Here is a 24,619-nt window from a genome sequence, read left to right as displayed (position 1 = left end):
CGAAAGCAGGTGTCGCCGAGCGAAATACCCCCTAACTATGACAAGCAAGACAGACCAATTCCGCGCGATATTCCTCGCAGCGCTGATGGTGCTCTCCGTGTTTGCGGGCACCGTCGCGCTCACAGGGTCTGCTGCTGCAGTCGATTCTACTGGAGACGCGACCGTCTCTCCGGACACGATCGACGCCAATTCGACGCAGCAGCACACGCTGGACGTAACGTTCTCTAACTATACCGCCGACGGAGAGAGCGACACCCTCTCGGCGAGTGCGCCCGACGGCGTCACCGTCGAGTCGGTGAACCTCTCCGCCTCGGCTGACGGCCAGTCCCTCAACATCACCTCTGCCGGCAACGGGACGTGGGAGATCGAGGACCCCGGCGACATCAACGCCTCCGAGATCAGCATCACCGGCGACGTCACCGTGACGGCCCCGTCGGTCGAGTCGGACACCTCGGGTGAGTTCGAATTCACCTTCGAGGACTCGGCAGGTTCGACCGCCACGGCCGCCGCGCCGGTCACCATCCGAGCCAACGGAAGTAACGAGACCGTCGACAACGAGACCGTCGACAACGAGACCGTCGACAACGAGACCGTCGACAACGAGACCGCCGAAAACGAGACCGTCGACAACGAGACCGTCGACAACGAGACCACCGAGAACGGATCCGCCGTCAGCGGTGAGAACGTCTCGACGGAACAGACCGGCGACAGTTCGGATGTTGTCTCCGCAACCCACTACGACACGGACCCGGACCGCGGCACGCAGAACGCCGTTGTAGAGGTTGCCTTCAGCGGAGCAGTTGGCAACGCGAGCGAGTTCCAGCTGTACGCTGACGGTCGACCGATCGAAACCAACGTGAGCTCGACCTCTGACGGTCGAGTCGTTCTCAGCACGAGCGAGCTGCACACCGGCGAAGTGGAGCTCAACGTCCCGGGCAGCGGCAACGTCAGCGTGGACGTCGCGAGCGTGACGGTCGCCGACGGAACGAACGCGAACGTCTACCAGGGTGAGACCGTCGCCGTCACCGCTGAGACCACGGACACCAGCGTCGAAGTCGAAGGCGACGAATCGAACTACGCCTTCAGCGGTTCGACCGGCACCAACAGTCGGGTCTTCCTGTTCAACACGACGAACCGCGAAATCGACCAGTACAACTTCACCATCGGTGACAACGGCTCTGCGACCATCGACGTTCGTGACCTCGGCTTCAACATGAGCGTCGACGACCAGAACGTCACCACCAGCGACACCATCGAGGGCACGGTCACCGCCAACGCGGGTAACCGACCCGTCACGGTCACCCTCCTCGACAGCGACAACGAAGAAGTCGCACAGATACCCGGTCGCCTGAACGGTCAGGGTGAGTTCAACTTCGAGTTCAACCTGAGCGGCGTCGACACGGGCTCCTACACGGTCGAAGCGCGCGACAACCAGTCGGGCGTCACCGACACCTCCTCGACGATCAACGTCGCGGAGACCGGCGAGGGCACCGCGGACTTCAGCAAGAACATCTACACTGAAGCTCGCGGTGACGTCGTCGAGATGAACATCACGATGAGCAACACCGACACCGCGACGGCGACTATCGGTAGCGATGACGTCGGTTTCCTCGCTAACGTCACCGTCGAGGACGGTAACGACGACGGCGTCGTCACGCTTCAGTTCAACACCTGGGCGGCCAGAGGCGCCAGCAACGACGCGAGTGACGTCTTCTCCGTCGAAGGCGACGAAGACAGCATCGTGAGCTCGAACATCGAAATCGGCGTCAACTCGCTCCTCGACGCGGGCGACTACGACATCGAAGTTCGTTCGGGCAGTGACGGCGACCAGCCGTCCCAGAACGTCGCGACGCTCGTCCTCGAGGAACGCGAGACGCGCAGCCTGAACACGTGGACCGCGCCGGAAGGGACCACCTTCGAGGACACGAGCGACGTCTACGACGCGGCCCGCAACAGCAACCTCACGCAGACCAACAGCCCCGCCTACGGTGACCTCGTCGTTCACTCGGTGAACGCCTCCGGTCTCGAAGGCACCCTCGGCGCACAGGGTAGCGACAACGTCAACGCTGCGCTGTTCGAGTCGTCTGAGGTCAACTTCACGGTCATGCAGACCGCAGCGGAGACGAACCGCGAAGCGTTCCAGCTTCGACTCAACGAGTCGAACACGAACGTCATCGCGGACGGACAGAACGGCACGTACTTCATCGCGTACAACCCGAGCGAGGTTCAGGCGTACGTCGATGAGAACGGCAACGGCGTGTACGACGAGAACGACACTGTCGCCTCCGACCGCTTCGACGCGGACGAGTCTCTGACGGCCAACTTCACCGTCTCGGGCGACAGCGAACTCGCCGACAGCCAGCAGTCGGTCGAATCCGACTACCAGCTCGCCCAAGCCGAGTACGAGGTCGACGAACCCGTCAACGTGACGGCCTCCGCCAACCAGACGATACAGGGCACGACGTCCGTCGCGCCCGGTACGGAGCTCCAGATCCGTGTCCGCAGCAGCGGCGACACGAGTCCGAGCTTCCTGAAGACGGCGACCACCTACGTCAGCCAGAACGGCACGTTCAGCGCTCCGTTCGACTTCAGTCAGCAGAGCGCCAACGACACGTTCACCGTCACGGTCAGCGGCGGCCCCTCGACGGCCGAAACCCTCGAAGCCGAGGGTAACGTCGTCGCAGGCGGTCAGAACCAGACCGGCACCGGCAACCAGACCGGCACCGGCAACCAGACCGACACCGGCAACCAGACCGGCACCGGCAACCAGACCGAGACCACGGTGACCGAGACCACCACGGCCGGCGGTACGACCACGGCCGCGACGACCACGGCCGGCGGTCAGACGACCACGGCGGCTGAGGGTACTGGCACCGGCGGTGGCGAGACGGGCACCGGTACGCCCGGCTTCGGCATCGCTGTCGCAGTCGTCGCACTCCTCGCCGCGGCGCTGCTCGCGGTCCGCCGTGACTAACGACCGCTAACCACCGGAGTTCGCTCCGGCCCTTCGATTTCCTTTCTTTCGGCGCTTCGACCGCGTAGCGACGGCTGTACTGTCGATCCTTCGCGCCGTTTTCCGACTTCGACCCTTCCGTCTCGTCCCGACCGGACGCTGTCGGCGGGTTGCCCGCAACCTACTCTTCTCGTATCGACTATTCGGTGCCCGCTGCGGCGTGCTCATAGATCAGATATGGAACAAGCGACAACATACCACGGTATCCAGTATTGCGTGAATCGAGTGAACGAGCGAAGCGGAAGTTGATGGAACTACTGAGGGTCGAAACGGTCGAGTGCGAGACGGCATGTCGGGGCTGTCCGTTCGGAACACGGTACGTTGAGCGGTATCCCACCGTACGAGAAATGGTACGGAAATCACCGCGATTGGCCGCTCCCGACTGTCCCTACCGCCGACAGTCGAGCGTATCCGGTGCGACGGACGAACGAGAACTCGCTCGAAGAACGCCGTCGCTCGGAGCGTGAGGAATCGAAAATGCCCGGGGCGGGCTCCGAACCCGCGATCTCCGCATGACTCAGGTCCGAGGCTCGGCGGGCCCCGATTGCACGCGGAGGCTTCCAAGGCGTTACCGCACCGAATCTCAGAAACCCTATGAGTGCGGCGCTATGTCCAGCTAAGCCACCCGGGCTCACTCTCTCGTTGTGCGATGAGTATCTTTAACCTTCTCATCCGTCCTCGCCGATGGGCGTGTCAGCACACCTCGTACCGCGCGTGAATCACCCGCGGATTTATCAACAGGCACGGGGACAACGCACCTATGAGTCAACCGCAGATCGTCCAGTCCGCCCTCGGCGGGGAGGCCGTCGTCACCCGTCTCGGTCTCGGCGGTGAAGACGAACTGTACGCGACGCCGACGCGGACGCTCGTCTACAGGGCCGAAGGCCTCCTCTCGGACGAGTCCGTCGAGGAGTACCCGCACGATGCAGAGCGAGTGACGGTATCGGAAGGCCGTCGGAAGTCGAAAGTGACCCTCAAGTACGGTCTCGACGGGTCGGAGACGTTCGCGCTCCCGTCGAAGTATCTCGACGGAGTCCTCCACCCCCTCGTGGAGGGCGTCCTGAGGACGAACGGCATCCTTCAGGAGGGGGAGTCGGTGGAGCGACTGTTCAGATTCAGCGAACTCACGTTGGTCGTCGCGGGCGCACGCGTCGTCAGACACATCGGGAGCAGCCTCTGGGACGAAGACTACGAGGAGTACCGCTACGAGGACGTGACCGACCTCACCTTCGAGGACGGGAGCGTCGCCACCTCCGTCGTCATGACCGTCGGCGGTCGGCAGGAGCGGTTCAAGACCCCGAACGAGGACGCGCGCGCCGTCCGCGAGGCCCTCGAATCGACGCTTCTGGACTACTGGGGCGTCGGCTCGCTGGAGGAACTCCGCGCCGCGAACGAACCCGATGACGAGGAACCCGCCGAAACCGGCGCGGTGTCGTTCGGCGACGGGCCGGACCCGCTGAGCGCGAACCCCGCGGAACTCTCCGACGAACCGAAGAACGCGACGCGGGTCGCCGACCCCGAAGCGGAGGCCGGATCGGCGTCGGCGCGCGTCCCCGCCGGACGGCAGGCGGCGGAGGTTCGGACGGCGGAGACGCAAACGGCCGACGCGCAGACGGCGGAGACGACCACCGCCGACGCCGGTGCGGGCGACGCGGCGAACGCGCAGGCGGCGGAAGCGCCCGCGGAGGCGCCTTCGGGGGCGAGCGCCGACGCACCGTCCGCGACCGGTCGGAGCGAGTCGGAGACGGAAACGCCGTCGGGCGAGAGCGCGAACGCTCGATCCGAGGAAGGCGGCGCGCGGGACGCGCGGGACGGAGAGCGCGACGATTCGGGGTTCGAGAACTCGGGGTTCGAGTCGGCGGGCCCCGTCGCCGAGGACGCCCTCGCCGACGAAGTCGCGGCGCTTCGGGAGACGGTCGAGGCGCAGGGCGAGGAGATCCGCCGCCAGCGGGAGCTCATCGAACAGCTCATCGAAGAACTGCGGCGGGGCAGGTAGACGCCGCGGGCGTCTGCGGTCTGCGGTTCTCTCGCTCTTACTCACGGCCGAGCACTTTCCGGACGCACGAGGAGCCGAACGGCCCGAGTTCGCCGGTTTCGAAGCGGACGAAGTGTCCCGTCGAGATGCTCGCGCCGCAGCGACGGCAGTCGAACTCGCCCTCGCGTCGGACGACCTGTTCTTCGAACCTGACGTACGTCCCGCCGCGGCGCGTCCGGATGTTCCCGCCCTCGCGGTCGATTACGCCGCGGAGTTCGGCGGCGTCTAAGATATCCCGCGTGAGCGTCGGGTTCGTCGTCACCGTCTCGATCCGGTCCACGACGTCCGAGAGCGGAAGTTCGTCCGCTTCGAGGTGCGCCAAGAGGTCCACGGCGAGTTCGACGCGTTCCTCGGCGTCCATCTCCCGAACGTCGGTTTCGACCGGGCCGTCGTCGGGCGAGTGCGTCCTCGGGTCGGCCGAACTCCCGGTCGCGTCGCTCTCGGCGTCGGCCTCGGTGTCGGTGTCGGCCTCCGCGCCGCCGCCGTCGAACGCGGACAGGTCGGCTTGCGCGTCGGACTCGTCGTCGGGCACGGCTACGCCTCCACCTGCGCGGTGCGAGACCAAAAACGCAGCGCGCTTCGGTCGCCTCGCGCGGTGACGGCGGTGACGACTCCGCTCGCGACGGACGCCGGTTCCCGGCCGAGGCACAAGGCGTATATCGGGTCGGGAGCCAGGAGGAGACGATGCGACGACTCCGCTTCGGCGCTCGAATCGGCGTCGGTGCCGCGTTGGCCGCGGTCGTAGTCGCCGCCGCGGTCACCTCGCCGGACGCCGTCCTCTCGCGCCTCGCGTGGGCGACGGCCGACCCGACGCGGTTCGTCGCCGTCGCCGTCTGTCTGGCGCTCGCCCGACCGCTTCTCGCGTGGCCGACGACGCTTCTGGCCGTCGTCGTCGGGTACGCGTTCGGCGTCGGCGGCGTGCCGTTCGCGCTCGCACTCATCGTCCTCACGAGCGTTCCGCCGTTCCTCTTCGCGAGGCGGTTCGGCCGCGGCGGCAGGGTCGCCGCCGCCGGCGAGGCGTTCGTCGAGCGAACCGGCGACGTTCGGAGCGTCGTCGCCAGCAGGCTCCTCCCCGCGCCGTCGGACGTCGTCTCCGTCGCCGCGGGCGTCTCCGGCGTCCGCCTCGGCGCGTTCGTCGTCGGGACGGCGGTCGGAGAGACGCCGTGGGCCGTCGCGGGCGTCCTCGCGGGCGCGTCGGCGGAGACGCTCGCGGCGGGGGACGTGGCCGGCGCTATCGACCTTCGACTCGGCGTCGCGGCGGCCCTCGCGGCGGCGTTGCTCGTGGCCCCGACGCTCTACGAGTGGTACGACGAGCGGAGACGAAGCGGAAAAGACGCGGTCTGACGCGGGCGAAGAAGCGCCCGAACGCTATTCGAGGAGCGACTGCCCGGTCATCGTCTCCGGTCGCTCCATCCCCATCAGTTCGAGCATCGTCGGCGCGAGGTCGCAGAGCGACCCGCCTGCGCGGACGCGCCGTCCGCCGTCGGTGCCGTCGGGCGCGAGGTAGACGAACGGAACCGAGTTCGTCGTGTGCGCGGTGAAGGGACTGTCCGCCGTCCCCATGTCGTCGGCGTTGCCGTGGTCGGCGGTGATGAGCGTGTGTCCGCCCGCGCGTTGGACGGCGGCAGCGAGGCGGCCCAACTGCCTATCGACCGCTTCGACGGCCGCGACGGCGGCGTCGAAGTCGCCGGTGTGGCCCACCATGTCGGGGTTCGCGTAGTTGAGGACGAGGGCGTCGGGGTCCTCGGAGTCGATGATGTCGATCGCGGTGTCGGTGACCTCATCGGCGTTCATCTCCGGTTGCATGTCGTACGTCGGCACGTCCGGGCTCTCGACGATGCGCCGAATCTCGCCGTCGAACTTCACCTCGCGGCCGCCGTTGAGGAAGTAGGTGACGTGGGCGTACTTCTCGGATTCGGCGAGGCGGAGTTGGGTCTTGCCCTCCCGCGAGAGCACCTCTCCGAGCGTGTCCTTCGGGTCCTCCGGCGGGTACGCCACGGGGAAGTCGAACGTCTCGTCGTACTCGGTCATCGTCGCGAGGTGGATGTCCGGCGGGTCGGGGTCGAACGACCAGTCCTCCGGACGGAGGTTCGCCAGCAGACTGACCATCTGCCGGGCGCGGTCGGGTCGGAAGTTGAAGAAGAAGACGGCGTCGCCGTCCTCCAGCGCCGGACCGCCGGATATCAGCGTCGGTTCGACGAACTCGTCGGTCTCGTTTCGCTCGTAGGACTGCTTGACCGCTTCGACGGCGCTGTCGGCCTCGTACTCCGCCTTGCGGTGGACGATGGCGTCGTACGCCTTCTTCGTCCGCTCCCAGTTCTGGTCGCGGTCCATCGCGTAGTACCGCCCGGAGACGGTGGCCACGTCGCCCGTCTCGTTCTTCTCGACGACCGACTCCAGTTCGTGGAGGTAGCCCTCGCCGCTGTGCGGGTCGGTGTCGCGCCCGTCGGTGAAGGCGTGCGTGACGGCTTCGACGCCCCGGTCTGCGGCGAGTCCGATGAGGGCGTGGAGGTGGAGTTGTTGGGAGTGGACGCCGCCGGCGCTGACGAGGCCCATGAAGTGGACGCGCCCGCCCGTCTCCTCGACGTGGTCGAGCGCGCCCGCGATGACGTCGTTCTCGCGGAAACTCCCGTCGTCGATGGAGTCGTTGATGCGCGTGTACGCCTGCTTGACGACGCGCCCCGCGCCGATGTTGAGGTGGCCGACTTCGCTGTTGCCCATCTGGCCCTCGGGCAGTCCGACGCGGCGGCCCGAGACGTCGAGCGTCCCGTACGCGCCGGTCTCGGCGTACCGGTCGAAGTTCGGCGTCTCGGCCTCCTTCACCGCGTCGCGTCGGTCGTGGTTACCGAGGCCCCAACCGTCGAGGATAACGAGCGCAGCTTGCATGGTCGGACGGTGGGCGGCGAGCGGTAACTACTCTTCGTTTCAGGCGGTCGTCGGACTGACGGAATCGCCGCGGCGGGGGCGTTCCGCCCGACAGTTCGACGCTGGCGGTTCCGCCGCCGACGCGACACCTTCTTTCGCGCGCCGGGCGTTCCTGCGAGCGATGGCGGACGACGAGACGACGGCGACGGCGGCGCGGGCGAACCGACTCCGACGCCCGTTCCCGGTGCGGTGGGTGCAGTACTACCTCGGCAACGGCGCGAGCCTCGGGTGGCTTCTCGTCGTCAACGCCGCGGCGTTCTTCGTCGGCGTCAGCTTCTACGTCCACTCCGACCCCTCCTTGGCGGACGTGAGTTCGATGCTCTACCCCCTGTTCGGCGACTCGCCGACGGCGCTGGCGCTCGCGACGCTCTCGTTGGCGACGCTGCTTCCGCGCGTCGGAGAACCCGTCACCGACGCGCCGAACAACCGCGTCCTCGCCGTGCTCCACACGCTGGCGTTCGTCTGGCTGGTGAAGTACGGCGTCTGGACCGCCGTTGCGTTGAACCTCCGTCCGGACCTCTATTTCGGATTCTCGCCGGGCCTGCTGTGGGACTACTGGGGCATTATGCTCACCCACCTGCTGTTCGTCGCGGAGGCGGCGCTGATACCGTACTACGGGCGGACGACGCGGGAAGCCCTCGTCGTCGCTCTCGCCCTCGCACTCGTCAACGACGTGTACGACTACGGGTTCGGCTTCTACCCGCCCCTGAAGTACGAACCCGGGCTGCTGCTCGCGGGCATCACCGTCGCCCTGTCGTTCGCGTCCGTCGCACTCGCCGCGCGGGCGTTCGACCGACTCGGCGATTCGACCCGGTAGCGGTCTTCGGGGCGGCGGGGAGTCGCCGCGAGTTCGGAGACGGCGGCGGCGTGCGACTCGGTCGCACCCCCGGCGAGGGGAGTCATCCTTTTCCGTCCTCACGATTTACCTACGGTTATGGATTCCGCGGTGCTCCTGGACCTTCTCGGGAACGAGAACCGCCGGCGTATTCTCCGGCTTCTCGCCCACAAACCGTGCTACGTCACGGAGATTAGCGAGTACCTCGGCGTCAGTCCGAAGGCGGTCATAGACCACCTCCGCAAACTGGAGGACGCTGGTCTCATCGAGTCTCGAACCGACGACCAGCGTCGGAAGTACTTCCACATCTCTCGGAACCTCCGTCTCGAAGTCAACGTCTCCCCGTACGGGTTCGGCGCGAAGTCCGCCTACCCCGCCAACCCCAGTCTCGACATGACGGGGCGGTGTCCGCACGTCTCGTTCGACATCCCGAAGGACGAGGCCGACGACGTGGCCGACTTGGCCCGCGAAGTCGGCCGACTGGAGGAGCTAGAGAACGAACTGTCGCTCGCCCAGCGGTGGGTCCACGGGCGGATGACGGACGTGTTGGACCGCCTGAGCGACCGAATCGGCTCAGACGGGGACAGCCGGTTCTACGCCGAAGTGCTCGCGGCGGTGGCCGGGGGGGCCCGAACCGTCCGAAGCATCGCGAAGGAGGTCAACGCCGCGCCCGAGTCGGTCGAACGGTCGCTGGAACACCTCGCGGAGCGCGGATTGGTCTCGCGCGACGAGGACGGGTGGGCCGTCTCCTCGGGGTAGCCGCTCAGATATCGCGGGTTAGCCCGTCCCGCAGGTCGCGCCCGAAGTAGTGTCCGGCCAGCGACGCTAACAGCCCGGCACCCGCACCGATTCCGGCGACGGCGACGCCGTACTGGGCGAGGAAATCGACGGCGAACGGGACGAACGTGGTGAGCGTCGAGAGGACAAACGTCAATCCGGACGCGAGTGCGCCCGCGAGGCCGACTTCGAGGTAGCGCCGCCGGGACGCCAACAGGCCGACGGCGAACCCCACGGCGAACAGGCCGAGGAACCGGGTGACGAACCCGACGAATGGAACCGCTCCGCCGACCAACAGGCCCGCAAGCGAACAGACGAGGACGACGGCGAACGACTTCGGCGAGAACACCCGTCCGAGTCGGCGTCCGCTTCCGCTCGATTCGCTCCGGCGCGCGGCGGCGTCGCCCTCGCCCGAGTCCGTGCCGAACCCGTCGAGGCCGAAATCGGAGGCGGAGACGGAGGTGGAGGGGGTGGCGGACTCCGTCTCGTCGCTTCGTTGCATAGTGGACGTGGGACGGCCCGCAACATGGCTCTTGTGCCGCGTCGGTCCCCACCCGACGCCGAAAAGGTGGTTTCAAGTCTCGCCCGGCGGTACGTCGCGGTATGAACGCAGGGGACCGCGTCCGCGTCGAACGCGCGGGCGTCACGAACGAGGGCGTGTTGATGCCGTCGTCCACTCCGGACCACCTCGTCGTCAAACTCGACGGCGGGTACAACGTCGGCATCGACCGCGACGACGCCGACGTGGAGATACTGGAGACGGACGTCTACGACATCGAGGACGCACAGACGGACTCCTCGTCGTCGGAAATCGAGTTCGACGACGACCTGCCGACGGTCTCTCTCATCTCCACCGGCGGCACCATCGCCTCCACGGTGGACTACCGAACCGGCGCGGTGACCGCGCAGTTCGACGCCGAAGACGTGCTCCGGGCCGTCCCGGACCTGGCGGGGCGGGCGAACTACCGGGGCCGCGTCGTCGCCAACATCCTCTCGGAGAACGCGACGCCCGAAGTGTGGCGCGACCTCGCGGAGGCCGTCAAAGAGGAGATAGATGCCGGCGCGGACGGCGTCGTCGTCATGCACGGCACCGACACGATGCAGTTCAGCGCGTCGGCGCTCTCCTTCATGCTCGATACGCCCGTGCCGGTCGTCTTCACGGGCAGTCAGCGCTCGGCGGACCGCCCCTCCTCGGACAACGTGATGAACGCCGTCTGCGCCGTCGAGGCCGCCAAATCCGACTGCGCGGAGGTGCTCGTCTGCATGCACGCCACCGAGAGCGACGACGTCTGCGCCCTCCACCGCGGCACGCGCGTCCGCAAGAACCACACCTCCCGGCGCGACGCGTTCGAGACGGTCGGCGCGGAACCGTTAGGCGAGGTGGACTACGAGTCCGAGGAGGTCACGTTCCGCCGCGAACACGCCGAACGGGACGAGGCGGACCCGTCGCTGTCGCCCGAACTCGACGGCGACGTGGATCTTCTGAAGTTCACGCCCGGCATGGACGTCGGGCGCTACGGCGAGTTCCTGAAGGAGTCGGACCTCGACGGCCTCGTAATCGAGGGGACCGGACTCGGCCACGTCCACACCGACTTCGTCCCGGTCATCGAGGACCTCGTGGACGACGGCGTCGTCGTCGCCATGACGAGCCAGTGCCTCTGGGGCCGCGTCTGCGACCGGGTGTACGACACCGGACGGGACCTGTTGGACGCGGGCGTCGTCGAGGCGGGCGACACCCTCCCCGGCACGGCGAAGGTGAAGCTCATGTGGGCGCTTTCGAACCTCGACGACCCGGCGGAGGCGATGACTCGCTCCGTGGCGGGCGAACTCCAGCAGCGCTCCGTGCCGTGGGAGTGAGATACTGAGATGACGGCCGGTCCCCGCTACGAGTACGAGGACGAGACGGGCGAGACGGTTCTCGTCCGGCCCGCCCGCGAGGAGGATTACGACGCCGTCGCGGCGTTCACCAGCGAGACGTGGGCCGACCGCGGCGTGGACGACTACATCGGCGACGTCTACCGCGAGTGGATCGCCGACGACGACGGCGAGACGCGGCAGACGTTCGTCGCCGACGTGGGCGCGGACGCCCCGACGACGGACCTCGGGGGCATCGTGCAGGTGACGACGCTCTCGGGGTACGAGGCGTGGGCGCAGGGGATGCGCGTCAACCCCGACTACCGGGGGCGCGGGCTGGCGAAGCGTCTGAGCGACGCGACGTTCAGATTCGCCCGCGAGGCGGGCGCGTCCGCGATTCGGAACATGATCTTCTCGTGGAACGTCGCCAGCCTCGGCCTCACGCGCGACACCGGCTACGACCCCGGCATCGAGTTCCGGTGGGTCCACCCCGAACCCGGCGCCGACGCCGAGGCCGACTCGGACCTCCGCGTCGAGGCGGGCGGGGACGCCGACCCGGACGCCGCGTGGTCGTTCTGGACCGGCAGCGACGTTCGAACCGACCTGAAGGGCCTCGTCTTGGACCCCGAGGAGACGTGGGCGCTCTCTTCGCTGACGCGGGAGAGACTCCGCGACGCCGCGAACGACGGCCGCCTGCTCGTCGTCCGCGGGGGCGGCACCCGCGGGTTCGCCTACCGGAACCGGACGTACGACAGGGAGAACGACGACGGCGAGACGGAGACGTGGGCCGAGTACGCCGTCGGCGCGTGGGCGCGCGACGACGCCGAGGCCGCCCGCGCGGTCGTCGCCGCCGTCTCCCGCGACGCCGCCGCGGCGGGCGCGGATCGCACGCGCGTCCTCGTCCCCGAGGGGCCGCGGTGGGTGACGGACGCCGCCGTCGCCCGCGCGGACCCCGCGGAGCAACCGACGTTCGTGATGGAAGCGGACCTGACGTAGGGCGACCTCCCTCTTTCCGACCGCCGCTACACCCACGTCACGCCGGACACCGTGACGCAGGTCCCGCCCATATCCGACCCGCCGACGTTCACGTCCCACCCGTGAATCCCGGCGACGCGGGCGACGGTGGCGAGACTGTACATCTCACCGTCTAACTCCGAGGTGGCCGAGTCGAACATCGTCTCGTACTGGTGGGCCACGTCCGTCCCGTCGTCGGAGACGTAGAACCCTTCCGCCGCCGTCCCGACGCGAACGCGCGCCGCGTCGCCTGCGCGGACGATGGCCGTCGCGAGGAGGTTCTCCAGGAGGTACGAGAGCAGTTCACGGTCCGCGAGAAACGCCCGCGAATCGACGACGAGGAACGAGGCGTCCCGCGGTTTGACGCGGTGCCACACCGACTCGGCTACGTCCCGCAGTTCGACCGATTCGAACTCCAAGGTGGGTGCGTTCTCGGCGAGGACGGTACCCGTTTGGACGACGGCGTCGATCTGGTGGAGGATGTGCGCGAGCCTCCAGGCCTCGTCCCCGCCGGACTCGGCGAGCGTCTCGGACGCGCGGACGGCGGCCGAGAGCGGCGGCCGGATGTCCTCCGAGAGGACGCCCGCGATGCTCACCAACTGCCGGTTTCGCTCCTCCAACCTGAGTTCGGCCAGTTTCCGGTCCGTGATGTCGAGGTGCATCAAAAGCGCGTACCGGTCCCCGTCTTCTCCCTCGAACGGCACCGCGCGCAGGAGGAACCACTGCTGTTCCGTCGGGGAGTGACACGGATAGTCGAGTTTGAAGGCGTCGCTCTTCCCGTCGAGGACGTCTCGTATCCCGTCGGCCACGAGGCCCGCTTCCTCGGACTCGTCGCGGAACTCCTCGCAGACCGCGAGATAGTTCACGCCGAGGAAGTCGTCGGGTCCGTCGTGCCCGTTGTTCTCCGCGAACTGCCGCCACGCGCGGTTCGTGTAGACGATGTCGCCGCGCGAATCCACGATCGCCACCTCCGTCGGCAGGTCGTCGAAGCCCCGTTCGGGGAGGGAGAGCGCGGATGCCATACCGGTCGTTGGTCGTGCGACGCAATCACAATGTCGGTGGCGAGGTACGTTCGACGCTACCGCGTCGAGTGAGAAAACGAGCGGTGCCGGACGGGGGTGCCCGTCCGCCGGGGTGCGTCAGGTGAGGTGGTCAGTCGGAGGACGACGCGACGGCCGTCTGTTTCTTCGCGTCGGTCATCGCCAACACGTCGTCGAAGAACGCAAGCGAGTCGTTCGGGCCGGGGTTGGCCTCGGGGTGGTACTGCCGGGTGATGACGTTCAGGTCGTCGTTCTCCAGACCCTCGGCGGTCCCGTCGTTGACGTTGACCTGCGTGACGTTCAGGTTGCCGGGTTCGTCCACGGTGTACCCGTGGTTCTGCGTCGTCATCACGACTTTCCCGGACCGGAGGTCGCGGACCGGTTGGTTGACGCCGCGGTGGCCGAAGTCCATCTTCTCGGTGGTGCCGCCGAGTGCGCGGGCGACGACTTGCTGGCCGAGGCAGATGCCCGCGAGGGGGATCTCGCCGACGAACTCCTCGACGAGGTTCTGCGCCTGCGTGAAGTTCGCGGGGTCGCCGGGGCCGTTCGAGATGAACAGGACGTCCGGCGACAGTTCCTCGACGTCTTCGACCGTCGCGTCGTACGGCAGGACGGTGACGTCGGCGCCGCGTTCCAGCAGGGAGTCCACGATGGACCCCTTCGCGCCGCAGTCCACGAGTGCGACGTGGGCGTCGCCGTCGCCCGTGCGGTAGGTCACCGCTTCGGGCGTGCTGACCTGCGAGCCGATGTCGACGTGTTCGCTCATCCCCTTGCACTTCGAGAGCTCCTCTTGGGCGTCCTCGGGCGTCACGCCGTCTCCGACAGCGATGCCGCACTTCATCGCGCCCTCCTCGCGGATGGCCGTCACGAGTTCGCGCGTGTCGATGTGGTCGATGGCGGGGACGGACTGCTCGTCCAACCACTCGACCACCTCGTCCGTGAACTCGCGCGCTATCGCGGCCCGCGGGTGGACGCGGTCGGATTCGAATCGCTCGGTTCGGACGCCGTAGTTTCCGATCAACGGGTAGGAGAACGTGAGGACCTGTTCCTCGTACGAGGGGTCGGTCAGGCTCTCTTCGTATCCCGTGTACGCGGTCGTAAACACCAGTTCGCCACGTGTGTATCCCGGAACGCGACCACGCGCTTCGATGACGCGGCCGTCTTCCAGGGCCAGGTAGGCGTCCGACATTACGAGAAACACATGGATTCCGGGGGTATAAGTGTTACTTTCGTAGCCAAGTTACGAAATTCGTAATCTGTAAGTCAGGCGGGAGACGACGGTGAACATGGACGACCTCGACCGTCGAATCCTCGACATCCTCCGACGGGACGCCCGAACGCCGTACACGGAGATAGCGGAGCAGGTCGGTACCTCCGAAGGGACCGTCCGCAACCGCGTGGAACGTCTCATCGAGGACGGCGTCATCGAACGGTTCACCGTCGCCACCCACACGGGCAACATCAAGGCGATGATAGAGGTGTCCGTCGCGGTGGACGTGGACACGACCGCCGTCTCGGACCGGATGGCCGAGTGGGACGAGGTGGACTTCGTCTGGCAGGTGTCGGGTGAGGAGGACATCGTCCTCGTCGTGGACGCGGCGGACACGCGCGCGGTGAACGAACTCATCACGCAGGCGCGGGAACTGGCGGAGGTAAAGAGCACGAAGACGCGCCTGATCCTCGACGAACGCCTCGGACAGACGCCGTAGCGGGGGTTCTCTCCGACGTTCGGGGTCAGCGACGGCGCATCGTCGCCTTCCGCCGGTGAACCTCGTTGTACACCTTATCGAGCAGTTCGTGGGCCCGCCCGAGTTTCACGACCGCTTCGACGTCCCCCTCGCGAATCGCGTCGGCCACCGCCTCGGGCGTCGGCGCGTCGGCGTCCACGCGGGTGTACGCGCGACCGACCTCGAAGGGGAAGTGCGCGTCGCTCCCGCCGACGAGGGGGAGTTCGAGTCGGTCCGCCAGTTCCCGCGTCTGGACGACGTGTTCGGGGTTCTTCCCGTTCAGTTCGATGGCGTCGAACGGGGCGTCGGATTCGAGGAGCGTCCCGTTCCGGTACGGGTGCGCCAAGATGGCCGCGCAGCCCCTCTCGTGGGCGAGTTCGACCGCCGCCTCCGGTTCGAGTTCGCCCGGCGTCGTCCGACTCGGCGGGTCCGGGCCGACGACGACGAGGTGGCCGAGCGTCGTCGATATCTCGACGCCCGGAACCGTCGGGAAGGACCGGTCCGCGGAGTACGCGTAGTCGTGGTTCGTCACCGCGACGGCGTCCAGTTCGCGCCACTCCGCGGCCGCGGTCAACAGGTCCAAGCCGAGGGCGTCGTACCACGTCGGGCGGCCCGGACGGGCGTGGAAGAAACGGGTGTGCGCGTGAAGGTCTACGGCCAGCACGTCTCGTGGGTCGGGCCGCCAACGCTTTGTTCTTCTGCCGTAAGAGCGACCCGTGAGCAGACGCGTGCTCGTCCGGAACCCCGAGAGCGGCGACGGACGGCAGAGCGAACGTGCCCGCGACGTCGCCGAGTCTCGCGGTTACGATCTTCGAAACAGCGCCGACGGCGACGAGGCGCGGACCCTCGCGCGCGACGCCGCCGCCGCGGGCGCGACGACGATCGTCGCCTGCGGCGGCGACGGAACACTCAACCGCGTCGTTCGCGGCGTGGACGAGGCGGGGAAACTCGACGACGTGCGCCTCGGCGTCGTCCCGGCGGGGACGGGCAACGACTTCGCGGACAACGTCGGCATCCGCGACGTCGAACACGCCTTCGAGGTGGTCGAGTCCGGCGAGGAACGCCGGATCGACCTCGGGAGCGTCCGGTGGACCGACGGGTCGTCCGGCGGCGACTCGGGCGCGGCGTCGAACCTCTTTCTGAACTCCTGCGTCTGCGGACTCACCGCCGAGGCGAGCGCTCGGACCACGCCCGAGGCGAAACGTCGCTTCGGCGTCCTCGCGTACGTCCTCTCGACGCTCCAACGGACTCGGTCGTTCGAGGGGTTGGAACTGGACGTGCGCGCGGGATCCGACCGGGAACCGGCGTGGTCCGGGCAGGCGTTGATGCTTCTTGTGGGTAACGGGCGGCGGTTCCCCGGCGAGGGGATGCAACAGGCGAACATGGAGGACGGCCTCCTGAACGTCGTCGTCGTCGAACACGCGCCGGCGCTGGACTACCTCACGTCCGGCGCGGCGGACGCCCTCCTGCGCCGCGACGCCTCCCACCTGACGCGCCTGAAGGTGCCGCGCCTCGTCGTGGACGCGGCGACGCCCCGGCAGTTCAGCCTCGACGGCGAGATGGTCGAGGAACGCCACCTCGTCGCGGACTGCAGGCCGGGCGCGATGCGGTTCGCCGTCGGCGAGACGTACGACCCGTCGCCGTCGGACCCCGACGCGGAGTGAGGCCGCCGCCGCGCATCGAAGAGTCCTTGACCCACCTTACCGATTGACGGACTATGAGCGCAGACGAGGGCGGGAACGCCGCCGACTCCGACTCCCCGGAGGAACTCCACGCGAACGCGAAGCAGGACGTCATCGCCGTCGATTCCGACGACAACGAGGTCGACCTCGTGAACCGACTGGAGGCGCACACCGGCGACGGGATTCGCCACCGCGCGTTCACCTGTCTCGTCTTCGACGAGGAGGGGCGACTGCTCTTGGCGCAACGCGCGCCCGGCAAGCGCCTGTGGGACACCTGCTGGGACGGCACCGTCGCCTCCCACCCCGTGAAGGGGCAGACGCAGGAGGAGGCGACGAAGCAACGCCTCGAAGAGGAACTCGGCGTCACGCCCGACCAGTACGGCGACCTGCGCGTGACCGACCGCTTCGAGTACAAGCGCTACTACGAGAACGCCGGACTGGAGTGGGAGGTGTGCGCCGTCCTGAAGGTGACGCTCGAAGACACCTCCGTGGACCCCGATGAAGAGGAGATAGCGGGCATGCTCTGGGTGGACTACGAGCACCTCCACGACCACCCCGAGTGGTACCGGCAACTGCGCCTCTGCCCGTGGTTCGAGATCGCCATGCGCCGCGACTTCGAAGAGGAGTAAGTGACTCCGCCGAGGGGCCGGTTCGTCCTCGACCGCCCGGCGTGGGAGGAGGTACTCTCGCACGCGCGCGAGGGCGCGGACGCCGACCCGCCGCGGGAGGTGTGCGGCGTCCTCGCGGGGCGCGTCGAGGACGCGGAACCGCCCGTCGAGTTCGTCGAACGCGTCCGGCGCGTCCCCAACGTCGCGGAGAACCCCCGCGTCGAGTACGAACTCGACCCCGAGGAGACGCTTCGGACGATAGAGGCGGTCGAATCGGAGGGGCTGGACGTACTCGGCTTCTACCACAGTCACCCCGAATCGGACCCCGTGCCCAGCGAAACCGACAGGCGGCAGGCGACGTGGGCGGGGTACGTCTACCTCGTCTGCAACCCCGGCGTTCGGCCGACCGATCGTATGAACGCCTACCGGTGGACGGGTTCGGCGTTCGAGCGTCTGTCTCTCGCGTGGTTCGAGTGAGTTCGCTCGCCCGAGAGCGCAACCCCCTTCCCGCGCCGTCGCGTCGATTCGGCCGATGAGCGACGACGGACCCGATTTATACGACTCGTTGGACGGACAAGTCGCCCTCGTGACGGGCGCGAACCGCGGTATCGGACGGGAGATAGCGGAGCGACTGTACGACCTCGGCGCGACGGTGTTCGCGGCGACGCGCAGCATCACCCACGACGTGCCCGACGAGTGGGAGCACCTCCTCGTGGACGTGACCCAGGAGGGCGAGATATCCGACGCCGCGGACGACATCTTCTCGGCGGCGGGCCGCCTCGACATCGTGGTCAACAACGCCGGAATCGGCGAGTTCGATAACGACATCGTCTCCGAATCGGTGAAGGACATCGACCGGACGCTGGCGACGAACCTCCGCGGGCCGATGCTCGTCTGCAAGCACACCGTCCCCCTCCTCCTCCAGAACGACGGCGGGCGCGTCGTCAACGTCTCCTCGGGGATGGGTGCGCTGAACGAGTCCCAGTCCGGGGGGTCGCCCGCCTACCGCGTCTCGAAGACCGGTCTGAACGGTCTCACCGCCTACCTCCACGGCGAGTACGCCGAGGACGGCCTCATCGCCAACTCCGCCTGCCCCGGGTACGTCCGCACGGACATGGGCGGCGAGGACGCCGACCGGTCGGTGACGAAGGGCGCGGAGACGCCCGTCTGGCTCTCCCGATTCGAGCCGGGCAGTCCGGCCGGCAAGTTCTGGCGCGACAAGCGGGTCATCGACTGGTAACGGCCGTCACTCGTTTTCGGCCCGCCGCGACAACTCGTCGTAGGCGGCCCACGAGGGGTCCACGTCGGGGTGTTCGATCCGCTCGCCGTCCGCGTAGACGCCGGACCCCTCGGAGACGCGCCCGGCGACGCCGACAGACGTTGTCTGTCGGGCCGCCGAGGTTCCCTCGGCGACGCCGACGGGCGTCCCCTCCGATTCGAGGGCGGAGACGACGGCGTCTGTGTCCTCCGGGTCGACGGCGATAACGAGCGTTCCGCCCGTCGTCGCCGCCCACGGGTCGATGCCGAGGTACTCGCACGTCTCGCGGACGCCCGGGCGCACCGGAATCTCCTCCAAGGAGACGTCGAAGCGGACGCCCGCGCCGTCTGCGACTTCGTTCAACGCGCCGAAGACGCCGCACTCGGTGGCGTCGTGCATCGCGTGCACCTCGCCCGCCGCGGACGCCGTCATCGCGTCCCTGACGCACTCGGCATCGTCGAGCCGGGATCGGGCGGCTTCGAGCGTCTCCGGCGGGAGGTCGAACTGGTCCGGAAAGAGGTTCGTCAACAGGCCCGTCGCCTCGACGGCGGGGCCCTTGGTGACGAGTACGTCGTCGCCGACGCGCGCGCCGTCGGGGCGGACCACGTCCGAGGGGTCGCCGACGCCGAGTGCCGTCGCGCCGCCGACCCACGGGAACTCGCACCCCGCGTAGCGCGCGGTGTGGCCCGTGACGACGCTCACGCCCAAGTCCTCGGCCTCCTCGTGCATCGACCGCCAGACGGCGGCGAACTCCTCGTCGGTCATCTCCGGCGGGAGCGTAAAGGAGATCGCGAGGTGCGAGGGCGCGAGGCCGGAGACGGCCACGTCCGCGAGGACGAAATCGAGGGCGAAGCGACCGGCCCGGTCGAAGCCGAGGCCCGGGAGGAGGGAGACGGGGTCGGTGGCGATGGAGACGGCGCGGTCGCCGATTTCGAGCAGTCCGAAGTCCACGCCGTGCGTCGGTCCGATCGCCACGTCGTCGCGGTCAGCGCCGAGGTTCGGGTAGATATACTCGTCGAAGAACGCTCGGTCCACCTTGCCCAAGTCGGTCATGCGAGTGGGTCGCGGGCCATCGATTTCAACGTGCCGCAACCCGGCGGAGGGAGCGGCGTTCCGAGCGGTCGCTCGGAGGGGGAAAACGGTCGGGCCCGCCGTGGCGGGAACCCGACCGGCTCATGAAGGACGCGGGGGCGAGAGTAGAATCGGGGTCATCCAGTCCCGGTTTCGTACAGGGCCATGCCCCGCGTCGATTACAACTCTCTCGTCGGGGCTTAAGAAAGTCGCTAAGTTGACTCGGGGGCGATATATAGCGGTACAGCGACGCTTCGGCGGCGCTTCCGACCGGTTCCCTCCGGCGGTGGCGGCCTCACTCGCGCGCTTTCTCGAAGTGCTTCGTCAGCTCGTTGCGGACGCGGACGGGTTCCTCGTGGTGGAGCCAGTGCGTCGCGTCGTCCAGGACGACGAGGTGTTCCGTCCCGCAGTACTGCACGCTGTCCAGCGCCAGCGACCGGGAGAGGAAGTCGTCCTTCGCCCCCCAGAGGACGAGCGTCGGGCAGTCGCACCGGTCCGTCTCCGGACGGGGGTTCGCCCGGACGACGGCGCGGTACCAGTTCACCATCGACCGGTACGCGCCGGGGCGACGCCACGCGGCGCGGTAGCAGTCGAAGTCCGCCGCGTTGAACGTCCCGGGCTCGCTCGTCCGCCGCATCATGTCAGAGAGGAGGCGGTAGTCCGTCGCCGACGCGATGGCCTCGGGGAGCCTCGGGAGTTGGAAGAAGAGGACGTACCAACTCCGGAATCGCTGCTCCCAGTCGTGATAGATGGCCTGCCGGAAGGCGGTGGGGTGGGGGATGTTCAGCGCCGACAGCGTGCGGACGCGTTCGGGGCGGTGGAGTCCGACCCACCACGCGAGGAACCCGCCCCAGTCGTGGCCGACGACGTGCGCGTCGTCGTGCCCGAGCGCGTCGAGGAGTCCGAGCACGTCGCCCGCGAGTTCGTCGGGGGCGTACGCCGACACCGACTCGGGCTTGTCGCTGAGGTGGTAGCCGCGCAAGTCGGGGACGACGACGCGGTAGTCCTCGTGGGCGAGCGGTTCGACGTGTTCCTTCCACGCGTACCAGAACTCGGGGAAGCCGTGCAGGAGGACGACCGGCGCGCCGTCCTCCGGTCCGGCGAGGACGACGTGGAGGTTCACGTCGCCGACGTCCACCATCCTCGATTCGGCGTCCACGCCGACTTTCTCCGGGGTGACGCCGTCCGCGGGAACGTCAGTCGATGACATACCGTCGGTTCGCGCCCGTTCGGCAAATAACCTGTCGACTGTTCGACCGGATCAGCGGCTAGTTGCCGCCGTCGCTGCCGAACAGTCGGTCGCGGAGCGAGCGGGTTCTGGCCGTCTCCGCGAGGACGACGGAGCAGTCCACGTCGTCCACCACGTTGAGGACGAGCGACCCGCGGACCAGTCGGGAGAGGAGGCCCTCCTCCGTCGCGCCAATGACGAGCGTCGAGGCGTCCGCCGCGCGGCGTTCGATAGCCGCCTCCACGTCGCCCGTCTCGACGACGAGTTCCGCGTCGCCGAGTCCGTGTTCCTCGGCCCACGTCGAGAGGAACGCCTCGCCCGCGTCGGCGTCCTCGGCGACGTGCAGGAGGGTCACCTCGGCGTCGTACTGCCGTCTGAACGCCTCGGCGACGCTCGCGGACAGTTCAGAGTCGGGGCCGCCCGCCGTCGGAACGAGGACGCGCGAGGGGTCGAAGCCGCGGTCTTTGAGCACGAGGAAGTCGCAGGGGAGCGAACTCGCGAGTTCGTCGATGGCGCTCTCGGCGCGGCCGGGCGCGCCGTGCGAGTTGGGGCCCCAGCCCATCACCGTCACGTCGGCGTCGTACGTCCTCGCGGCGTCGAAAATCTCCTCGAAGGAGCGGTGGGAGAGGATCGTGTGCGTCTCGATGGGGACGCCGAACGTCTCGGCGTCGTCGCGGGCGCGTTCGAGCAGTCGGTGCGCCTCCTCGAAGTCGCCGCTCTCGCGGGCGGACTCGAGCGCCGTCTGGTCGGGCACCCGCTCTATGTGGACGGCGACGAGCGTTCCGTCGCGGCGCTTGGCCACCGCGCTCGCGAGCGTGATGAGGTCTTTCTCGTGCTCGGGGTTCGCCAGCGGAACCATCATCCGGTACCGCCCGCCGTCGGGTTGGACGGACGACGCCGCCGCCACCGCGGCGTTCGGCATCGCGTGGGGGCGAGAGGCGATGTACTGGCCGAGGATGCCCCGCTTCGTCGTCCGCGCTCGGGCGTACGCGACGTACCAGCCGACGGACGCGACGACGAACGCGGCCGCCAGCGCGATTTCGATGGGGTGCATGAACGCGATGAGGCCGAACGAAAGCACCGCGCCGAGAATCGGGACGGCGGGGTACAGCGGGACGGTGAAGTCGGGGTCGTACTCCGGCGCGTCCGTCTCGCGCATGACGATGAGAGAGAGGTTCATCAGGGCGTAGACGATGAGGTGCAGGACGCTCCCGGCCTTCGCCAGCACCTTCACGTCGCCGACGGCGATGAACGCCAAGATGAGCGTCCCCGTCACGGCGATGGAGCGGTACGGCGTCGCGAACTTCGGATGGATGTCGTTGAGCCACGCGGTGACGAGTTTGTCGCGGCCCATCGCGAAGTTGATGCGCGAGGACGCGAGGATGGAGGCGTTCGCGCTCGACGCCGTGGCCAGCAAGCCGCCGAGCAGGATGAGCGACCCGCCGAGGACGCCGAGTCCGAGCACGTTGCCGAAGACGACTTCCGCCACGTCGATGACCGGCGTGGTGGACTCGGCCAACTGTTGCCAGTTGACGACGCCCATCAGCATCACCATGATGATGGCGTACATCGTCGTCACGAGGACGACGGAGCCGACGATGGCCAACGGGAGGTTCTTGCCGGGGTTCCGTATCTCCTCGGCGACGGTGGTTATCTTCGCGAACCCGAGGAAGGAGACGAACACGAGCGCAGTGCCGGGGAGGATGGCGTCGTAGCCGTTGGGCGCGAACGGGCGGAGCGTCGAAAGGTCGGCCATCGTGAGTCCGAGGGCCGTGAAGACGGTCAGAATCGCGACGAGCGAGATGACGATGACGTTCTGGAGCGTCCCCGTCTCCTTCGCGCCGACGTAGTTGACGCCGACGAACACCGCGCCCGCGAGGAGTGCGGCGACTTGCGTCTCCCCGAGGACCAACGGGCCGAGATTTGCGCTCGGAACCGGGAGCAGTTCGACGACGAATCCGCCGAACCCGAGCATGTAGAACGCCGACGCGAAGGCGAGACCCATCCAGTTGCCCATCCCGGCGATGCTGCCGAACAGCGGTCCCAGCGCGTGGTTGACGTAGTAGTAACTGCCGCCGGCTTTCGGCATCGCCGTCCCGAGTTCCGACGCCGACAGGGCGGTGAAGATGGAGATGACGCCCCCGACGACGAACGAGACGGCGACGACCGGTCCCGCGATGGCCGCCGCCTCGCCCGGCAGGACGAAGATTCCCGCGCCGATCATCGTGCCGACGCCGATGGTGAGGGCGGCGAGGGGCCCCAAGTCCTTGGCGAGTTCCTCGTCGGTCATCCCGAGTCACCTCCGTGTGACGAGAACGTGAGTGAGGAGGAATGAGACGAGTCGGTCATCCGTTCTCACCCCCGTGTGAGAACGACGTGAGTGGCGAGGAAGGAAGCGAGTCACTCATCCCGAGTCACCTCCGCCCTCGCTTTCGGCGGGATCGGGGAGGACGACGACCGGACGGTCGCTCTCGGTGACGAGCGAATCGCGGACGCCGCCGGAGAAGAGGTCCCACCACGCCTTGCCGCTGCGGGGGGTGAACGCGATGGCCGTGGCGTCGATATCGCGGGCGGCATCGATGATGCTCGCCGCCACGTCCGTGCCGTAGCGGAGTTCCGTCTCGACTTCGACGCCCGCCTCCGCGGCGCGTTCGCGCACGGCGTCGAAGGCGTCCGCCGCGAGTTCTTCCCGTTGTTCGACGGACGCCTTGTCGGGCGCGCCGCCGGCCTTCTCGACGACGTGGACGACTCTCGCCCGTCCGCCCGCGGCGGCGACTCGCGGGAGGACCGCCGCCGCGGTGTGTTCGGCGTCGTCCACGTTGGCGACGGGGACGACCGGTCGGAGAAACAGCGGTTCGGGCGCGTCCCCGTTCATACCGTCCACCGTCCGCGTCGGGTTCGCCGCGGTCGGACGGCCCGCGGCCGAGGCGCACCGCGTCTCCGGGCGACGAACCCGGAGACACGTCCGTGTCGGCGAGTCCGTTCCGTAGTCATACCCTCGGGTTCGGCATCTTCGGCTTTAGAAGTTCGTAAACTGACTCATTTTCCGGCACGTCGAACCGCGGAGCCGAGGCCCCTCGGCGGCGAACGGATCAGACCGCGGCGACCCACGCGCGGTAGTCCTCGTCGCGGCCGTACACCGACCGGAACGCCCGGTCTACGAACGCCGCGAGGCGGTTGGCGTCGGACCGCGCGGTGATGCGGACGTTCGTCCCCTCCGCGGCGTCAGGCGACTCCATCTGGTCGATGCGGAACTCGGGGAACTCGTCCAACATCGACTTCAGGCGGTCGAGTTCCTCGTCGGTCACGTCCACGTTGAACGTCTGGTCGGCGAACTGCACCCACGGCGCGGACTCGTCTTCGCCGTCTAGGGTCTCGTCGTGGTCCACTTCAAACGTCACGAACGCGCTGGCGCGTTCGCGGTGGGCGGCGAACGCCTCGGCGAACAGTTTCCGTCGCTCCCGGGGTTCGTCGGCGTCGAATCGCGTCATACCGCACCGTTCGTCGGCGTCGGTAGAAAAACGGCGGGGAAGGCGGGTGCCCGTCCCGGCC

Annotated in this window: 23 protein-coding genes and 1 tRNA gene; 12 read left to right on the top strand and 12 right to left on the bottom strand. The window is 68.1% G+C overall.

Annotation, left to right across the window (positions count from 1 at the left end; all coding sequences use genetic code 11):
- Window positions 1–37: 37 nt before the first annotated feature.
- The gene (locus ACFQEV_RS05810) at window positions 38–2,974 is read left to right on the top strand and encodes a DUF7827 domain-containing protein (protein WP_379693535.1); all 2,937 of its coding nucleotides are present in this window, start codon (window positions 38–40) and stop codon (window positions 2,972–2,974) included.
- Between the two features lie 517 nt (window positions 2,975–3,491).
- Here ACFQEV_RS05810 and ACFQEV_RS05805 read toward each other — a convergent pair.
- Window positions 3,492–3,644, bottom strand: a tRNA-Met gene (locus tag ACFQEV_RS05805).
- Window positions 3,645–3,773: 129 nt separating this feature from the next.
- Here ACFQEV_RS05805 and ACFQEV_RS05800 point away from each other — a divergent pair.
- A complete protein-coding gene (locus ACFQEV_RS05800) occupies window positions 3,774–5,009 on the top strand; it encodes a DUF7115 domain-containing protein (protein ID WP_379693533.1) in 1,236 nt (411 codons plus the stop codon).
- A gap of 37 nt (window positions 5,010–5,046) precedes the next feature.
- On the opposite strand, the gene ACFQEV_RS05795 is transcribed toward ACFQEV_RS05800, so the two are convergent.
- Window positions 5,047–5,409 (bottom strand): DUF5830 family protein, encoded by a 363-nt coding sequence (locus ACFQEV_RS05795; RefSeq protein ID WP_379694548.1) that lies wholly within the window; start codon window positions 5,407–5,409, stop codon window positions 5,047–5,049.
- 323 nt (window positions 5,410–5,732) lie between these two features.
- Between ACFQEV_RS05795 and ACFQEV_RS05790 the strand changes: the two genes are divergently transcribed.
- A complete protein-coding gene (locus ACFQEV_RS05790) occupies window positions 5,733–6,392 on the top strand; it encodes a TVP38/TMEM64 family protein (RefSeq protein ID WP_379693530.1) in 660 nt (219 codons plus the stop codon).
- A 24-nt stretch (window positions 6,393–6,416) separates the two neighbouring features.
- On the opposite strand, the gene gpmI is transcribed toward ACFQEV_RS05790, so the two are convergent.
- A complete protein-coding gene (gene gpmI, locus ACFQEV_RS05785; RefSeq protein ID WP_379693527.1) occupies window positions 6,417–7,934 on the bottom strand; it encodes a 2,3-bisphosphoglycerate-independent phosphoglycerate mutase in 1,518 nt (505 codons plus the stop codon).
- 160 nt (window positions 7,935–8,094) lie between these two features.
- On the opposite strand from gpmI, the gene ACFQEV_RS05780 reads away from it, so the two are divergent.
- A complete protein-coding gene (locus ACFQEV_RS05780) occupies window positions 8,095–8,790 on the top strand; it encodes a DUF1405 domain-containing protein (RefSeq protein WP_379693525.1) in 696 nt (231 codons plus the stop codon).
- Window positions 8,791–8,907: 117 nt separating this feature from the next.
- Window positions 8,908–9,567, top strand: coding sequence for an ArsR/SmtB family transcription factor (locus tag ACFQEV_RS05775; RefSeq protein ID WP_379693522.1), 660 nt, complete (start codon window positions 8,908–8,910; stop codon window positions 9,565–9,567).
- 4 nt (window positions 9,568–9,571) lie between these two features.
- Here ACFQEV_RS05775 and ACFQEV_RS05770 read toward each other — a convergent pair whose 3' ends face one another.
- A complete protein-coding gene (locus tag ACFQEV_RS05770) occupies window positions 9,572–10,087 on the bottom strand; it encodes a hypothetical protein (protein ID WP_379693519.1) in 516 nt (171 codons plus the stop codon).
- A gap of 101 nt (window positions 10,088–10,188) precedes the next feature.
- On the opposite strand from ACFQEV_RS05770, the gene gatD reads away from it, so the two are divergent.
- A complete protein-coding gene (gatD, locus tag ACFQEV_RS05765) occupies window positions 10,189–11,442 on the top strand; it encodes a Glu-tRNA(Gln) amidotransferase subunit GatD (RefSeq protein ID WP_379693517.1) in 1,254 nt (417 codons plus the stop codon).
- A gap of 9 nt (window positions 11,443–11,451) precedes the next feature.
- Window positions 11,452–12,435, top strand: a complete 984-nt coding sequence (locus tag ACFQEV_RS05760; protein ID WP_379693515.1) for a GNAT family N-acetyltransferase — start codon at window positions 11,452–11,454, stop codon at window positions 12,433–12,435.
- A gap of 26 nt (window positions 12,436–12,461) precedes the next feature.
- On the opposite strand, the gene ACFQEV_RS05755 is transcribed toward ACFQEV_RS05760, so the two are convergent.
- Both ACFQEV_RS05755 and carA read right to left on the bottom strand, forming a co-directional pair.
- Complete coding sequence (locus ACFQEV_RS05755) at window positions 12,462–13,475, bottom strand: PAS domain-containing protein (protein WP_379693512.1); 1,014 nt, start codon at window positions 13,473–13,475, stop codon at window positions 12,462–12,464.
- A gap of 130 nt (window positions 13,476–13,605) precedes the next feature.
- Window positions 13,606–14,682 (bottom strand): glutamine-hydrolyzing carbamoyl-phosphate synthase small subunit, encoded by a 1,077-nt coding sequence (gene carA / locus ACFQEV_RS05750; RefSeq protein WP_379693510.1) that lies wholly within the window; start codon window positions 14,680–14,682, stop codon window positions 13,606–13,608.
- A 97-nt stretch (window positions 14,683–14,779) separates the two neighbouring features.
- Here carA and ACFQEV_RS05745 point away from each other — a divergent pair, with 97 nt between their 5' ends.
- Window positions 14,780–15,202: an Lrp/AsnC family transcriptional regulator gene (locus ACFQEV_RS05745; RefSeq protein ID WP_379693508.1), complete on the top strand. Its 423-nt coding sequence runs from the start codon at window positions 14,780–14,782 to the stop codon at window positions 15,200–15,202.
- A 25-nt stretch (window positions 15,203–15,227) separates the two neighbouring features.
- On the opposite strand, the gene ACFQEV_RS05740 is transcribed toward ACFQEV_RS05745, so the two are convergent.
- Window positions 15,228–15,884 (bottom strand): PHP-associated domain-containing protein, encoded by a 657-nt coding sequence (locus ACFQEV_RS05740; protein WP_379693505.1) that lies wholly within the window; start codon window positions 15,882–15,884, stop codon window positions 15,228–15,230.
- Window positions 15,885–15,936: 52 nt separating this feature from the next.
- Here ACFQEV_RS05740 and ACFQEV_RS05735 point away from each other — a divergent pair, with 52 nt between their 5' ends.
- The 4 genes from ACFQEV_RS05735 to ACFQEV_RS05720 are packed head-to-tail and all read left to right on the top strand — an operon-like array spanning window position 15,937 to window position 18,750.
- Entirely contained in the window at window positions 15,937–16,884 is a 948-nt protein-coding gene (locus tag ACFQEV_RS05735) for a diacylglycerol/lipid kinase family protein (protein ID WP_379693503.1), read from the top strand.
- Between the two features lie 53 nt (window positions 16,885–16,937).
- Window positions 16,938–17,531, top strand: coding sequence for an NUDIX hydrolase (locus ACFQEV_RS05730; RefSeq protein ID WP_379693501.1), 594 nt, complete (start codon window positions 16,938–16,940; stop codon window positions 17,529–17,531).
- On the top strand, window positions 17,532–17,987 hold the full coding sequence (locus tag ACFQEV_RS05725; protein ID WP_379693499.1) for a desampylase: 456 nt from the start codon (window positions 17,532–17,534) through the stop codon (window positions 17,985–17,987).
- Between the two features lie 55 nt (window positions 17,988–18,042).
- On the top strand, window positions 18,043–18,750 hold the full coding sequence (locus ACFQEV_RS05720; protein ID WP_379693496.1) for an SDR family NAD(P)-dependent oxidoreductase: 708 nt from the start codon (window positions 18,043–18,045) through the stop codon (window positions 18,748–18,750).
- A gap of 6 nt (window positions 18,751–18,756) precedes the next feature.
- Here the strand turns inward: ACFQEV_RS05720 and ACFQEV_RS05715 are convergent, their stop codons facing one another.
- The 5 genes from ACFQEV_RS05715 to ACFQEV_RS05695 all read right to left on the bottom strand — a co-directional run bounded on the left by ACFQEV_RS05715 (window position 18,757) and on the right by ACFQEV_RS05695 (window position 24,558).
- Window positions 18,757–19,821, bottom strand: coding sequence for an AIR synthase family protein (locus ACFQEV_RS05715; protein ID WP_379693494.1), 1,065 nt, complete (start codon window positions 19,819–19,821; stop codon window positions 18,757–18,759).
- 313 nt (window positions 19,822–20,134) lie between these two features.
- A complete protein-coding gene (locus ACFQEV_RS05710) occupies window positions 20,135–21,049 on the bottom strand; it encodes an alpha/beta fold hydrolase (RefSeq protein ID WP_379693492.1) in 915 nt (304 codons plus the stop codon).
- A 58-nt stretch (window positions 21,050–21,107) separates the two neighbouring features.
- Window positions 21,108–23,357 carry an amino acid permease gene (locus ACFQEV_RS05705; RefSeq protein ID WP_379693489.1) on the bottom strand — a complete coding sequence of 750 codons (2,250 nt, stop codon included), beginning with the start codon at window positions 23,355–23,357 and terminating at the stop codon, window positions 21,108–21,110.
- Between the two features lie 114 nt (window positions 23,358–23,471).
- Entirely contained in the window at window positions 23,472–23,942 is a 471-nt protein-coding gene (locus ACFQEV_RS05700; protein WP_379693487.1) for a universal stress protein, read from the bottom strand.
- A gap of 217 nt (window positions 23,943–24,159) precedes the next feature.
- Window positions 24,160–24,558 (bottom strand): hypothetical protein, encoded by a 399-nt coding sequence (locus ACFQEV_RS05695; RefSeq protein WP_379693485.1) that lies wholly within the window; start codon window positions 24,556–24,558, stop codon window positions 24,160–24,162.
- Between the last annotated feature and the right edge of the window lie 61 nt (window positions 24,559–24,619).

The organism is Halopelagius fulvigenes (assembly GCF_042662625.1).
In the GTDB taxonomy this organism is placed as follows: Archaea; Halobacteriota; Halobacteria; order Halobacteriales; family Haloferacaceae; genus Halopelagius; species Halopelagius fulvigenes.
Note: the sequence above shows the minus strand (reverse complement) of the source record. Positions and strands in the feature narration are given on the sequence as shown.